The following is a 13,313-nucleotide window of genomic DNA, read 5'->3' on the forward strand; positions in this document are numbered from 1 at the left end:
GAGGCCGATAACCGGCTGACACTGGACAAACAAAAGGTGATCACAATGAAACCCATCTTGCTTGCCGCCGCTATCGGCGGCATCGTTTTTGCAAACGCCGCCTTCGCCCATGAAATGGACACCGATCAGGATGGCCTTTATTCGCTGGCTGAAATGCGCACCGAATACAGCGACCTGACCGAAGAACAATATGCCGAACTGGATACCAACAAAGATGAAGCAGTCGATGTGGACGAACTGACAGCCGCAATTGCGGACGGCATTTTGCCAGCGATGGATTAACCCGCTGACCAGAGAGTGGTCGTCTGCGGCGCGAGGCTGATGGCGGCATAGCAATCGTTGCCGGTTTCGGTTCGCTGCAAACAGTCTGCGGTTTGTGCCCGCCCTAAAATAAATTCCGCCGCCCGGCTTCACGGCCGGGCGGCGGAGCAATTTCACCGAACTGCAGTTACATGTCCATTGCCATGCCTTCGGTCGCCAACTGGCCCATCATGCCCATCTGCATGTGATAGGGCAGCATGCACATGAACATCCATGCCCCGGGTCGGACCACTTCGGCAACGAAAGTGATCTCCTCTCCCGGCAAAAGCAGCGACTGCTCATAGAGCGCTTCGTGCTCTAGCAGGTTCCAGTCCGCGCGGCGTGCGCGATAGTTCACGCCCTGCATCTGCGCCATCCCCATGAACATGAACTCATGCACGATATTGCCGTCGTTACGCATAGTGAATCGGATACGCTCCCCGGGCTTGGCATCGATTTCGAGCTCCGAGAACGTCCATTCCGACATTGAAAGCGCGATCTCGCGATCAAATTCGCCGTCGTCGGTGATGATGAGACCGGCCATTTGGCCCGCCATCAGTCGCTCGGCCTCTTCTTCATCGTCAGCGCCCATGTCCATCTCGCCATCGGCAGCCATGTCCATGCCGCCATCAGCGCCCATGTCCATCTCGGACGCGCGCATGTCGGGCACGCCGTCGCCGTCCATGTCCATGTCCATCTCGCCGTCAGCGGCCATGTCCATTTCGCCATCAGCGCCCATGTCCATCTCGCCGTCAGCAGCCATGTCCATCTCGCCATCAGCGCCCATGTCCATTTCGCCATCGGCAGCCATGTCCATTTCGCCATCGGCAGCCATGTCCATCTCGCCATCGGCAGCCATGTCCATCTCGCCATCGGCAGCCATGTCCATCTCGCCATCGGCAGCCATGTCCATCTCGCCATCAGCGCCCATGTCCATGCCGCCCATGTCCATGTCACCCATGTCCATGTTCTCCATGGCGGCCTCGATCATCGCTTCATCTTCGGGCGGCACTCCGAAAACTTCGTGTTCGATCTCTTCGTTCTCGGACATGATACCTTCCGGCAACAAACCCTCCTCGCGAATCCGCTCGATCTCGCCGATCATGGGCGTGGCCTGCACGGTCGGCGGGGTCTGAACGACGATGAAATAACCTGTTCCTCCAAGAAGGATCAGCCCGAATATCAGAAACAATCGCATGATCATTGTAGGTTCTCCTTCTTATTCCGCTGGGACCGGCTCGGCCGAGCCGGACGTGTCATTGTCCTCGATCGCCCAGGGGTCACCGGAAACGGTAGTCCCAACGGTCGAACTGCGCATGATGTTATAGACGAACACGATGAACCCGAGACCAATCAGATAGGCTGCACCGGTCAGGATCAGCTGCGGGGTCGACCACTGCGGCAGGTCCAGATAGTCCACTACCCAGCGCGGGAAGTAATTGAACCCAAGCAGATACATCATCGTAACTTTGGTAAAGATACCGATCTGCCAGAACCAGAAATGAATGTTACCCATTCTCTGGCTATACATCCGACCGGTGAAGTAGGGATAAAGATAGTAAATCCCTGCCATCGCCATATTGGCCATGAAGCCCACGAACATCGCGTGGAAGTGCGCCGGCACGAAATAGGTGTTGTGCACGAAATCACTGTCGGTTGCGATCTGGGCGTTCACATAGGCCGTTACGCCGCCATACATCAGGAAGAATATCGACGCGACTATGAACTTGAACGGCACCGCGCGACGGGCCGACGCCGGGATCGGATCAGACCAAAGCGTCGCAATCCAGTTGAACACATGTAACGTGGACGGGATAAAGATCATCAGCGTCAGGATCTGTGTCGTGCGTTGCAGCCAGCCGCTGACATTCTCGGCAGGTTGGAAGTGGTGCGGATAAACAACGAAGCCCAGCACCGTCAGCAATGCGAAAGCCGTGACTGCCGACCAGTAGCTCCAGATCGGACGGCCCAGAAACCGCGGCAAAAGGGTATAGAGGATCGCCACAGCCGGCATCAGCGGCAGATAGACGGCCGGGTGACCATAGAACCAGAACATGAACATAAAGGTCATTACGTTACCGCCGCGCGCGGGATCGTAGAGCGCCGTCACCTCCAGCCAGTCAGTCAGCATGACGATACCGACAAGCCCAAGGATCGGGGTCGACAAGAGCAACAGTATCCCTTCGGAAATCGCTCCCCAGCCCATCAGGGGCAGTTTGCTGAAACCCTTGCGCTTGGCCGCAGCCAAGCCGTTTTTCAGCAGCACCGCACCGGCAAGAAACTCCGAAAGCGCCACAAGGGCCACCGCAACATAGCCCATCCAGACCAGTTCACCGCCGACACGCAGCGACATCGGCGGATAGAATGTCCAGGTAAAGTCCGGGCGCGAGATCACCAGCAGCACCGCTGCGAGGATCAAAAGCCAGTAGCTCCATTGCGCGCCACGCGCCCACAAAAGTTCTTCGGTGCCAAGGATCTTTGGCATCATGTAATACATGATCGACACGACAAACGGGATGATGAACCCGAAGACCATGAACATGCCGTGCAGGGTCATCAGTGACATATAGGGTCGGGCATCCAGAATCTGGATGTCAGGATAGGCCAGTTCGGTCCTGAACAGGATCGCCATCAGGCCACCAAGGCCCAGCATAACCACCGAGGTCAGCATGCCCTTGATGGCGATATGCCGGTAGTGGTGGGAAAAGAGAAGCGTCGAAAGTGTCATCTTGCCGATGACGTCCTCCGGCTCCCAGTGGGGTTTGGTCCCCATACGTTCTGCATCATGCACACTTGCCATTGTGCGGTCTCCTTGAATCTGAATACGTTGTCACGGAAGGGCCGGGATATCAGGCCTCGCCCTCTTCATGGTCTTCGTCGCCATCGCCTTCGTCGCCTTGAACGACAAGCCAGGCCTTCATCTGGGCGTGTCCGACACCACAATAGTTCAGACACTGGATCAGATATTTACCCGGCTCCTGAGGCGCACGAATCCACACGTTGCGCTCGACCCCCGGCTCGAACTCGGCAGTGATGCCGGCGGCAGGGATGTTGAAACCGTGAATGACGTCATTTGCGAACAGGCTGAACAGCACCGTTTCACCGGGCTGCACGACCACCGCATTGCGCGAAATCTCGTCCTCTTCGTTGACGAAGGCAAAGCCCCACTGAAACGCCAATACGCGGACAACCTGATCGAACTCGCCTTCTTCGGGGTCATAGCCGACTTCCAGCACGCCCTCTTCTTCGAGGCGATCCTGATAGGCCGTGTAGATCTCGGTGCTGCGCTTGTCGCCATACCAGACCATAACTACCAAGAGCCCGACAAACAGGAACTCCATCGAATATGGCAACCGCCAGCGCGCTGGCAGGAACAACGCCGCAAACAACGCCGCAATCCCAAATCCCAGAACGACAAATACTATGATGATCATTGTGGACTGGTAACCAGCCAATCCGAGTGCATTTTCCATTACAATTCCCTTCCTTTTGAAACGCGATTACAGACGGCCAGCACATTGCATAGCCGCGAGAGGCGTTTTAAAGAATCGGGGGCTGGAACAGCGGTTCTGCCGGAAGGCCCGTGGCCTGATACTCGGTGCGTATATACCCTGCCGTCACGACAATAGGCACAACAGCCTGAAGGCCCGAGACACCGATCAGCGCCAAGGGCGCGCAATGAGACACACCCGCTGTCATGTTTACACACGGGCTTCCCATCATCGGACAGGGCATAGTGGATGTCTGAGAAATATCGTCGCTGACACAGGTTATGGCTGCTTCGGACGTGGACAATTCGCCTTGGCAGGCCTGCGTTGCCACCGCTTGCTGCAGCCCCGATACCGCGCCCGCTGCCTTTGCCATGGCCACGGTCGGAATTGCCCCGACCGCAATCGTGATGGCGATCAGGCAAATGATGCAAATGCACCGGCTAATAACAGTGTTGGCCGTCGACAACGACATGCCGTCCTCCCCTTTTCCCAATGCAGCTTTGCACAGGCAACATTAGAAAACAAGCGGTCCGGTCCGGGCAACATTCTCTCACAACAAGCTTGGCACTCCTCGAATCCATGCAATCAGAACGCCCCTGAAAAGCACAAAACCTCCGCGGAAAAACCGGCGGAGGCATTGCAAGTATCGTTGGTTGCGGGAGTAGGATTTGAACCTACGACCTTCAGGTTATGAGCCTCACGGGCTATAGATTGACGTAGATTTCTGAATGTATTTCTTTATATATAAATCAATAGATTACGAGACATCAAAACAATATCTACCTTGTCTGACATTGCCCAAAATTGCTCTGAAGTGTAGCACCAGCGTAGCACCAACGTAGCACCAGATTGAGGAGAGCGGTTTTGCCCAGTCATCGTTTGAACTTTACGAAAGCCGCTTTACTTAAGGCTCCAGCCGCCAAGAAAGGCTCTAAGGATTACTACTACGACGAGCGCGAGAAAGGGTTGTTGATGGCGGTGACACCAGCCGGAACCAAATCCTTCTATCTCTACAAGCGGATTGAGGGGCGACCTGAGCGGCTATTGCTAGGACGCTTCCCAGATATCAGCATTGAGAACGCCCGGAAGCTGGCAACCGCTGCCAAGGGCGATATCGCCACAGGTGCGAACCCTCAGAAGGACAAACGCGCCATACGTGATGAAATGACCTTTGGGGCGCTGTTCGCTGAATACCTCGAAAAATACTCAAAGGTGCATAAACGGTCATGGCGATACGACGAACGCGAGGTGAACAAGTTCCTGTCGCGTTGGTTCAAGCGCAAAATATCCTCCTTTGATCGCGCAGAGATTGAACGGCTTCACGCCAAAATCGGCAAAGAGAACGGCTTGTATCAGGCCAACCGCATACTTGAGCGGATACGGTCTATCTTTAACAAGGCGATTGAATGGGGATGGCAGGGGCAAAACCCCGCTGTCGGCGTTAAGAAGTTCAAAGAGCAAAGCCGTGATCGGTTTTTACAACCTGACGAACTGCCCCGGTTCTTTGCGGCGCTGGCTAATGAGTGTCTGACGTCAGCGCTCGTGGGACAGATTTGAGGATTTGAATAAGGGAGGATTTCGGGTTCATCTTATCGATTAGGAGATCGAGATGACGAAGAGGCCCCAGACATCGAAAGATGCTGCCGACAAGGTAGTTAAGAACATCCGTCGCAAAACCCGGCAGACCTATTCAGCTGAGGAGAAGATCCGCATTGTATTGGCAGGCCTGCGTGGCGAGGAGAGCATCTCGGTGCTGTGCCGCCGTGAAGGGATCGCGGAGAGCCTGTATTATAGCTGGTCTAAGGAGTTCCTTGAAGCTGGCAAGCGCCGGTTATCGGGTGACACAGCGCGGCAAGCCACGTCGCCAGAGGTTAAGGAGTTGCGTTCAGAATCCTTGGCTTTGAAAGAATGCGTTGCCGATCTGACCCTTGAGAACCGTCTGCTCAAAAAAAGCATGACAGGGGCTGGGGAGTTCGAAGAATGAGATACCCCGCGTCCGAAAAACTGGAGATCATCCGCACCGTTGAGGGATCGCATTTGCCGGTCAAACAGACACTCGACATGCTGGGCATCCCGCGCACGACATTCTATCGATGGTACGATCTGTATGTCGACGGCGGCCTGGACGGGCTGGCTGACAGACCCCCACGTCCAGGATCGGTCTGGAACCGCATCCCGGATGCCCGCCGTGATGACCTGATTGAGTTTGCACTGGAACATGAAGCGCTGACCACCCGGGAACTGGCCGTCAAATACACGGATGAGAAGCGGTATTTTATATCTGAATCATCGGCTTACCGCATTCTCAAAGCTGCTGATCTGATTACTGCCCCTGATTATGTAGTGATCAAAGCGGCGGAGGAGTTCAAAGACAAAACCACGGCCATCAACGAGATGTGGCAGACCGACTTCACCTACTTCAAGATTATCGGTTGGGGTTGGTACTATCTCAGCACGATCCTGGACGATTACAGCCGCTACATCATCGCCTGGAAGCTCTGCACAAACATGCGCGCGGAGGACGTAACAGGCACGATCGAGCTGGCGCTGACGGCGTCCGGTTGCGACCAGGCCGTCGTGCGCCACAAACCGCGTCTGCTCAGCGATAATGGCTCGTGCTACATCTCTGGCGATTTGGCTGAATGGCTGGAAGGCCAAAAAATGAAGCATGTCCGTGGGGCACCATTCCACCCGCAGACCCAAGGCAAGATCGAACGCTGGCATCAGACCATGAAGAACCGGGTTCTGCTGGAAAACTACTACTTGCCCGGCGATCTCGAACGCCAGATCGGCACGTTTGTCGACTATTACAACAATCAGCGCTACCATGAGAGCCTGAACAACGTCACACCCGCCGACGTCTACTTCGGGCGCGACAAAGCCATTCTCAGGGAAAGGAAGAAGATCAAGAAACAGACAATCCGCCAACGCCGCTTGCAACATCAAAAACAAGCCGCATAATCAATCACACAAACGAGCCAGAGCCTCCAATGCTCAAGCCGCTCTGATGTCCCATTTTATATGACGACGGACATGCCTTGGATCAGGCCGCGCCTCTTGCGGAGTGGGGCTTGCCAGAAGAGTTCGACACGCTGCGTCGCCTGATGGAAGCGCGCATGCTGAAGATAGGGCGCCGCGAGTATGTCCAGGTGCTGCGCCTTCTGGAGACCTTCGGCATGGAGGAGCTACACGCCGCCGTAAAGCAGGCCCTGAAGATGGGCGCGGCCGGCTTTGATGCTGTGAAGCATCTGGTCCTGTGCCAGGTCGAGAAGCGGCCACCACGGCTTGACCTCGAGGTGTACCCCTACCTGCCACGGGCGCGGGTCGAGACGACCTCAGCGGCCAGCTACATGTCCCTGATGTCGGAGGCTGCGGAATGACCCATGTCCCCGAGATCCTGCTGGAGCATCACCTCAAGAGGCTGAAGCTTCCGACATTCCTGCGTGAGTATCAGAAGGTGGCGCGCCAATGCGCCGCCGAGGGCTTGGACCATGTCCAGTTCCTGACGCGCCTGGTCGAACTGGAGCTGATCGATCGCGAGCGACGGATGGTCGAGCGCCGCATCAAGGCAGCCAAGTTCCCGGCCACCAAAAGCCTCGAGAGCTTCGACTTCAAGGCGATTCCCAAGCTCAACAAGATGCAGGTGCTGGAGTTGGCGCGCTGCGACTGGATCGAACGGCGCGAGAACGTGATCGCCCTTGGCCCAAGCGGCACCGGCAAAACCCAAGTCGCCCTCGGCCTGGGGCTCGCGGCCTGCCAGAAAGGGATGACGGTCAGCTTCACCACCGCCGCGGCCTTGGTCAACGAACTGATGGAGGCGCGCGACGAGCGTCGCCTGCTGCGGGTCCAAAAACAGATGGCCAACGCCAAGCTGCTGATCATCGACGAATTGGGCTTCGTCCCTCTCTCCAAAACTGGGGCCGAGCTGCTCTTTGAATTGATCTCGCAGCGCTACGAGCGCGGAGCCACGCTGATCACGAGCAACTTGCCCTTCGATGAATGGACGGAAACCTTCGGCACCGAGCGCCTGACCGGGGCGCTCCTCGACCGGCTGACCCACCACGTCAACATCCTCGAGATGAACGGCGAAAGCTATCGCCTGGCTCAAAGCCAGGCGCGAAAAGCCACCAAAACCTCCTGAACGAAAATCCATGACTTGGCCCTCACGGGCCAAGGCGGCCAGTCAACCGCCAGCTATGTGGAGGGCGCGGCTGACTGGCCGCCAGCGCTCTGCACACCCGTCACGCCCACCCCAAGTGGTCTACTTTTGCGCCGCCACGTGGTCGGTTTTTACTCCGCCGTTGACACAGAAGTAAAAGACGAACGTATCACGTATCATTATGAGAAACTGTTCGACGTTACATTGGATATTTTACTGGATCACCCACGATTTACGCGTGCGGCTTGGGGGCGGTTGTTCGTGCCCGAATTTTTACAACACTACGATCGCGTTCTGTACCTTGATGTTGATATCATTCCAGGACCACTAAACTGCGATTTGTCCCGCATTGAGTTGCCATTTGGACTAGGCATGGTCCGAGATTCTATAAGTCTCAATAGAAAACCTGTGACGATCCAAGGACGCGATCCAAAATCATGCAACAATAGTGTCGAGCTTCGTGATTACTTCAACTCTGGGGTAATCCTGTTTGACCCATCTAAGTGGGACAGTGATTGGGTGCGAGCAAAGTTAAAGCAATATAACGATGCCGGCATGCTAACTACCCAATATCCGGATCAAGATTTTATCAATATAGCGTTTGACGGAAAAATTTCGGAACTTTCTCCAAACATGAACTTTCAATTTCCGCTGATGGGATTGGGTCTTATCACATCTGGCACGCCGAGTATCTGCCACTTTACGTCCAGCCTGAAGCCATTCCATATCCTTCCCAAGAATGGAGCGCCTGAACTTGTCTGCGTCGCAGCGGAAAAATTTAAAGACATGCTGCAAGAGGCGGGCCTTGGTGGCTACGCTCTTGAACCTTACAGGAACCCAAAGAGCCTATTTGTGTTAAAGATGCTTTGGCGGAAACTCCTTGAGGACAGAGGCATATCTACGAAGAAAAGCAGAAAAATGCGTCACCAGTGGCACGAGCGGCGGCGCATTACACAGCAGTATTTGGAGACAGGAATCAAAGATGGCGTATTCTCAGATAGGTTTGATCTTCAGATAGAGACGTCGGAAATATCGACCCGCTTTAATGGTTTTGAAGTCTTACCTGACGACTGAATGACCTCTGCGACAGATTAGTTCTGGCGCTTAATGTTTGGGCTCAAGAACCATCCAGCGCGTGTTCTCGCCCCTCCCCTCGGAACATGCAAGAAGCCGTTCGTCGTCAGAAAACTCCTTAAGCTCCGCAAACTTGTTCGGCTCATAGGCCTCTCTTTGAAGAAAGCTCACGCGAAATAATTTTTGGGCCCGCACTTCCAGCTCTCGCTCTTTGCGCTGCCCGCCCTCGACAAGCCATGGGTGAAGTTCGCAAATAACTCGGCATTTCTTAACCATAGCCAGTGCCGTGTCGTCTAAGAAATCATACTCCGCACCTTCAATATCAATCAATATGACCGCGTCATCGTTAGTTTCCAGAACCTTTCGCAACGTCTCGACGTTAGCTTCCTTCCCGACAACGATCTTTTCGCCGCACCCATTGCGTTCAATTGCGAGTTTCATTTTTGTACGGGCTTCGTCGCTGATTTCAAAAGCATACGCTTTTTCAAAGATTTCCCCTGACATCATACCGATAGGAAAATAACCATCGGCAGAGCCGATATCGACGAAGGTTTTCGTGCCCTGATCGGCGAATGTCATCAAACGATCTACAACATGTGGTTCATAGATTCCGAGAATTTTACTGATGAGGTCAAATCGTCCCCACCACGAATCCTTACTAAGCTTCACGCCCTTAAAGGGGCCGTGACTGATAACAGCACCATGTTCATCAAGGAGCTTTGTCAAAGGAGCACCAATAACGAAGGTCTGGAAAGTCCCGCGCAGCAGACCTCGTTGCAGAGTGCAGCGAATGTCCGTTTCCTGCCCCGGCCTCCCGCAGCCACCAAAGCCCAACCCACCGCAGCGCCTTCCAAACGTAGCACCAGCGTAGCACCGCGCAAAACGGCCAACGCTAAAAGCCACCCTCGGGTGGCTTTTAGCGTATTGATATGTATGTATAAATTTGGTTGCGGGAGTAGGATTTGAACCTACGACCTTCAGGTTATGAGCCTGACGAGCTACCGGGCTGCTCCATCCCGCGCCAAAAGCGCAACCCCAAGCAGTCGAAAATGTTTGGGGTGCATCGAAGAGAGATTACGGCTTGAGTTTCTTACTAGGTTTGGCAGTGACTTACTCTCCCACGTCTTAAGACGCAGTACCATCAGCGCAACGGCACTTAACGGCTGGGTTCGGAATGGAGCCAGGTGTTTTGCTCGTGCTATGACCACCAAACCAAGAAAGAAACTCAACATCAGCGCCTTACGGCGTGTTCATCATCAATATAGTGCGGTGTGTATGACTTTGGTCGAGCAGATGAAGGTCGAAACCTTGCTTCTACTGGATCAAATCAAGCCTATCGAGCAATTAGTACCGGTCAACTGAACGCATTGCTGCGCTTACATCTCCGGCCTATCGACGAGGTGGTCTACCTCGGCTCTCAGGGATACCTTGTTTTGAGGGGGGCTTCCCGCTTAGATGCCTTCAGCGGTTATCCTGTCCGTTCATAGCTACCCAGCACTGCCATTGGCATGACAACTGGTCCACCAGTGGAACGTTCACCCCGGTCCTCTCGTACTAGGGGCAACTCCTCTCAAGTATCCTACACCCACGGCAGATAGGGACCGAACTGTCTCACGACGTTCTAAACCCAGCTCACGTACCTCTTTAAATGGCGAACAGCCATACCCTTGGGACCTGCTCCAGCCCCAGGATGAGATGAGCCGACATCGAGGTGCCAAACGGTGCCGTCGATATGGACTCTTGGGCACCATCAGCCTGTTATCCCCGGCGTACCTTTTATCCGTTGAGCGATGGCCCTTCCACTCGGGACCACCGGATCACTATGGCCGTCTTTCGACTCTGCTCGACTTGTCAGTCTCGCAGTCAGGCTGGCTTCTGCCATTGCACTCAACGAGCGATTTCCGACCGCTCTGAGCCAACCTTCGCGCGCCTCCGTTACTGTTTAGGAGGCGACCGCCCCAGTCAAACTACCCACCACGCAGGGTCCCGGATCCCGATAAGGGACCGCGGTTAGACTTCAAACAGAACAAGGGTGGTATCTCAAGGGAGGCTCCACCGCGACTGGCGTCACGGTTTCAAAGCCTACCACCTATCCTGCACATATTGTGTCTGAAGCCAGTGCGAAGCTGTAGTAAAGGTGCACGGGGTCTTTCCGTCTAACCGCGGGAAGCCTGCATCTTGACAGGCAATTCAATTTCGCTGAGTCCACATTTGAGACAGCGGGGAAGTCGTTACGCCATTCGTGCAGGTCGGAACTTACCCGACAAGGAATTTCGCTACCTTAGGACCGTTATAGTTACGGCCGCCGTTTACCTGGGCTTCAATTCGGAGCTTGCACTCCTCCTTTTAACCTTCAGGCACCGGGCAGGCGTCAGACCCTATACGTCGTCTTGCGACTTCGCAGAGCCCTGTGTTTTTAGTAAACAGTCGCCACCCCCTGGTTTGTGCCCCCGCCACAGACTTGCGTCCGTAACGGGCCTCCTTCTCGCGAACTTACGGAGGTATTTTGCCGAGTTCCTTAAATGTGGTTCTCTCAAGCGCCTTGGTATTCTCTACCAGTCCACCTGTGTCGGTTTAGGGTACGATCTTATAGAGGGGCTATTTCCAGGAACCTCTCAGCAGCCCATTCAATCCAATAAGGATGAACTACCTCCGAGATCCGTCACCACCTCACGGCCCAGGAATATTAACCTGGTTCCCATCGACTACGCCTTTCGGCCTCGCCTTAGGGGTCGGCTTACCCTGCTCAGATTAGCTTTAAGCAGGAACCCTTGGACTTTCGGCGACAGGGTCTCTCACCCTGTTTGTCGCTACTCATGTCATCATTCTCACTAGTGATCTCTCCACCGGATCCCTCACAGGCCGGCTTCACAGAAAATTCCTCGTCTCCAAAACGGCCAGATCTTCATAAGAAGAAGTACCGCTAAAGAGACATGGAATTATGTCACACTACGCTCTGCTACCATGCATTAAATGCATCCTAAGCTTCGGCTCATGGCTTGAGCCCCGTTACATCTTCGCCGCAGGACAACTTATTTAGACCAGTGAGCTGTTACGCTATCTTTAAAGGATGGCTGCTTCTAAGCCAACCTCCTGGTTGTTTTGGTCGTCCCACCTGCTTTCCCACTTAGCCATGAATTAGGGGCCTTAGCTGTAGGTTAGGGTTGTTTCCCTCTTCACGACGGACGTTAGCACCCGCCGTGTGTCTGCCGACTAGTACTCCTCGGTATTCGGAGTTTGGTTAGGATCAGTAAGCCTGTGGGGCCCCATTACCCATCCAGTGCTCTACCCCCGAGGGTATTCGGTCGACGCTCTACCTAAATAGATTTCGCAGAGAACCAGCTATCTCCGAGTTTGATTGGCCTTTCACCCCTAGGCACAGCTCATCCCGATCTTTTTCAACAGATGTGGGTTCGGTCCTCCAGTAAGTGTTACCTTACCTTCAACCTGGCCATGCCTAGATCACTCGGTTTCGGGTCTGATCCCTCAAACTCATTCGCCCTATTAAGACTCGCTTTCGCTACGCCTACACCTAACGGCTTAAGCTTGCTTGAGAGACCAAGTCGATGACCCATTATACAAAAGGTACGCTGTCAGGCCTCAAGGGCCCTCCAACTGATTGTAGGCGTCCGGTTTCAGAAACTGTTTCACTCCCCTCGTCGGGGTGCTTTTCACCTTTCCCTCACGGTACTGGTTCGCTATCGGTCAGCAAGGAGTACTTAGCCTTCGAAGGTGGTCCTCCGATGTTCAGACAGAATTTCACGTGTTCCGCCCTACTTAATACGTCCAATTGAGCTTCATATACGGGACTGTCACCCACTATGGTTGCGCTTTCCAGCGCATTCTATTCACTCTCATGGCTCGGCTGGTCCCCGTTCGCTCGCCGCTACTAGGGGAGTATCTGTTGATTTCCTTTCCTCCGGGTACTTAGATGTTTCAGTTCCCCGGGTTTGCTTTTATAACCCTATGTATTCAGGTCATAAATACCTGTTTCAGCATCCTAGTGATAACCGAAGCTATCAATAGGTCACTGTCAGGTGGGTTGCCCCATTCGGAAATTCATGGATCAAAGCTTATTCTCAGCTCCCCATGACTTATCGCAGAGTATCACGTCCTTCATCGCCTCTTGCTGCCAAGGCATCCACCAAACGCCCTTTTCGCGCTTGATTTGATCCAGAAGAAGAAAGGTCCTTTTGCGTCTCCTCACTTCATTTGCCAATTAAATGGCTTCTGAACCAAAAGTCATACTTTTTCCCGCCCCTCCCACTGGTTCGAAGGAGGGACATGTT

The 13,313-nt window shown here is 54.3% G+C and carries 10 protein-coding genes, 1 tRNA gene, 2 rRNA genes and 1 pseudogene; 6 read left to right on the plus strand and 8 right to left on the minus strand.

The genetic code is table 11. The features are described 5' to 3' along the window. Positions 1 to 45 precede the first annotated feature (45 nt). A complete protein-coding gene (locus FTO60_RS14680; protein ID WP_148056652.1) occupies positions 46 to 282 on the plus strand; it encodes a hypothetical protein in 237 nt (78 codons plus the stop codon). 166 nt (positions 283 to 448) lie between these two features. Here FTO60_RS14680 and FTO60_RS14685 read toward each other — a convergent pair whose 3' ends face one another. From FTO60_RS14685 to FTO60_RS14700, 4 genes are all read right to left on the minus strand, one after another. Beyond that, entirely contained in the window at positions 449 to 1,504 is a 1,056-nt protein-coding gene (locus FTO60_RS14685; protein WP_148056653.1) for a multicopper oxidase domain-containing protein, read from the minus strand. A 15-nt stretch (positions 1,505 to 1,519) separates the two neighbouring features. Continuing rightward, complete coding sequence (locus FTO60_RS14690) at positions 1,520 to 3,100, minus strand: cbb3-type cytochrome c oxidase subunit I (RefSeq protein WP_148056654.1); 1,581 nt, start codon at positions 3,098 to 3,100, stop codon at positions 1,520 to 1,522. A gap of 49 nt (positions 3,101 to 3,149) precedes the next feature. After that, entirely contained in the window at positions 3,150 to 3,773 is a 624-nt protein-coding gene (locus tag FTO60_RS14695) for a hypothetical protein (protein ID WP_148056655.1), read from the minus strand. Positions 3,774 to 3,840: 67 nt separating this feature from the next. Further along, positions 3,841 to 4,263, minus strand: a complete 423-nt coding sequence (locus tag FTO60_RS14700) for a hypothetical protein (protein WP_148056656.1) — start codon at positions 4,261 to 4,263, stop codon at positions 3,841 to 3,843. A 407-nt stretch (positions 4,264 to 4,670) separates the two neighbouring features. Between FTO60_RS14700 and FTO60_RS14705 the strand changes: the two genes are divergently transcribed. From FTO60_RS14705 to FTO60_RS14725, 5 genes and pseudogenes are all read left to right on the plus strand, one after another. Then, a complete protein-coding gene (locus FTO60_RS14705; protein ID WP_254696824.1) occupies positions 4,671 to 5,348 on the plus strand; it encodes an integrase family protein in 678 nt (225 codons plus the stop codon). Positions 5,349 to 5,400: 52 nt separating this feature from the next. Further along, positions 5,401 to 6,752, plus strand: a protein-coding gene (locus tag FTO60_RS14710; RefSeq protein ID WP_148056140.1) for an IS3 family transposase whose coding sequence is annotated in 2 segments (ribosomal slippage) — positions 5,401 to 5,737 and positions 5,737 to 6,752 — 1,353 coding nt in all. Because the reading frame shifts where the segments join, the coding sequence is not laid out codon by codon here. 71 nt (positions 6,753 to 6,823) lie between these two features. Further along, positions 6,824 to 7,171, plus strand: a pseudogene (locus FTO60_RS14715) (IS21 family transposase); the annotation flags it as partial. Then, complete coding sequence (gene istB / locus FTO60_RS14720) at positions 7,168 to 7,932, plus strand: IS21-like element helper ATPase IstB (RefSeq protein ID WP_148056658.1); 765 nt, start codon at positions 7,168 to 7,170, stop codon at positions 7,930 to 7,932. The pseudogene FTO60_RS14715 and the gene istB, both read left to right, overlap by 4 nt. 15 nt (positions 7,933 to 7,947) lie before the next feature. Next, a complete protein-coding gene (locus FTO60_RS14725) occupies positions 7,948 to 9,024 on the plus strand; it encodes a glycosyltransferase (RefSeq protein ID WP_172623905.1) in 1,077 nt (358 codons plus the stop codon). Positions 9,025 to 9,054: 30 nt separating this feature from the next. Here the strand turns inward: FTO60_RS14725 and FTO60_RS14730 are convergent, their stop codons facing one another. The 4 genes from FTO60_RS14730 to FTO60_RS14745 all read right to left on the minus strand — a co-directional run bounded on the left by FTO60_RS14730 (position 9,055) and on the right by FTO60_RS14745 (position 13,193). Beyond that, entirely contained in the window at positions 9,055 to 9,750 is a 696-nt protein-coding gene (locus tag FTO60_RS14730) for an FkbM family methyltransferase (protein WP_172623906.1), read from the minus strand. A 218-nt stretch (positions 9,751 to 9,968) separates the two neighbouring features. After that, positions 9,969 to 10,045: transfer RNA gene (locus tag FTO60_RS14735), tRNA-Met, on the minus strand. A 76-nt stretch (positions 10,046 to 10,121) separates the two neighbouring features. Then, positions 10,122 to 10,236: ribosomal RNA gene (gene rrf / locus FTO60_RS14740) — 5S ribosomal RNA — on the minus strand. 111 nt (positions 10,237 to 10,347) lie between these two features. After that, positions 10,348 to 13,193 (minus strand): 23S ribosomal RNA (locus FTO60_RS14745). Positions 13,194 to 13,313: the final 120 nt, after the last annotated feature.

Source organism: Octadecabacter sp. SW4, from assembly GCF_008065155.1.
Classification (GTDB): domain Bacteria; phylum Pseudomonadota; class Alphaproteobacteria; order Rhodobacterales; family Rhodobacteraceae; genus SW4.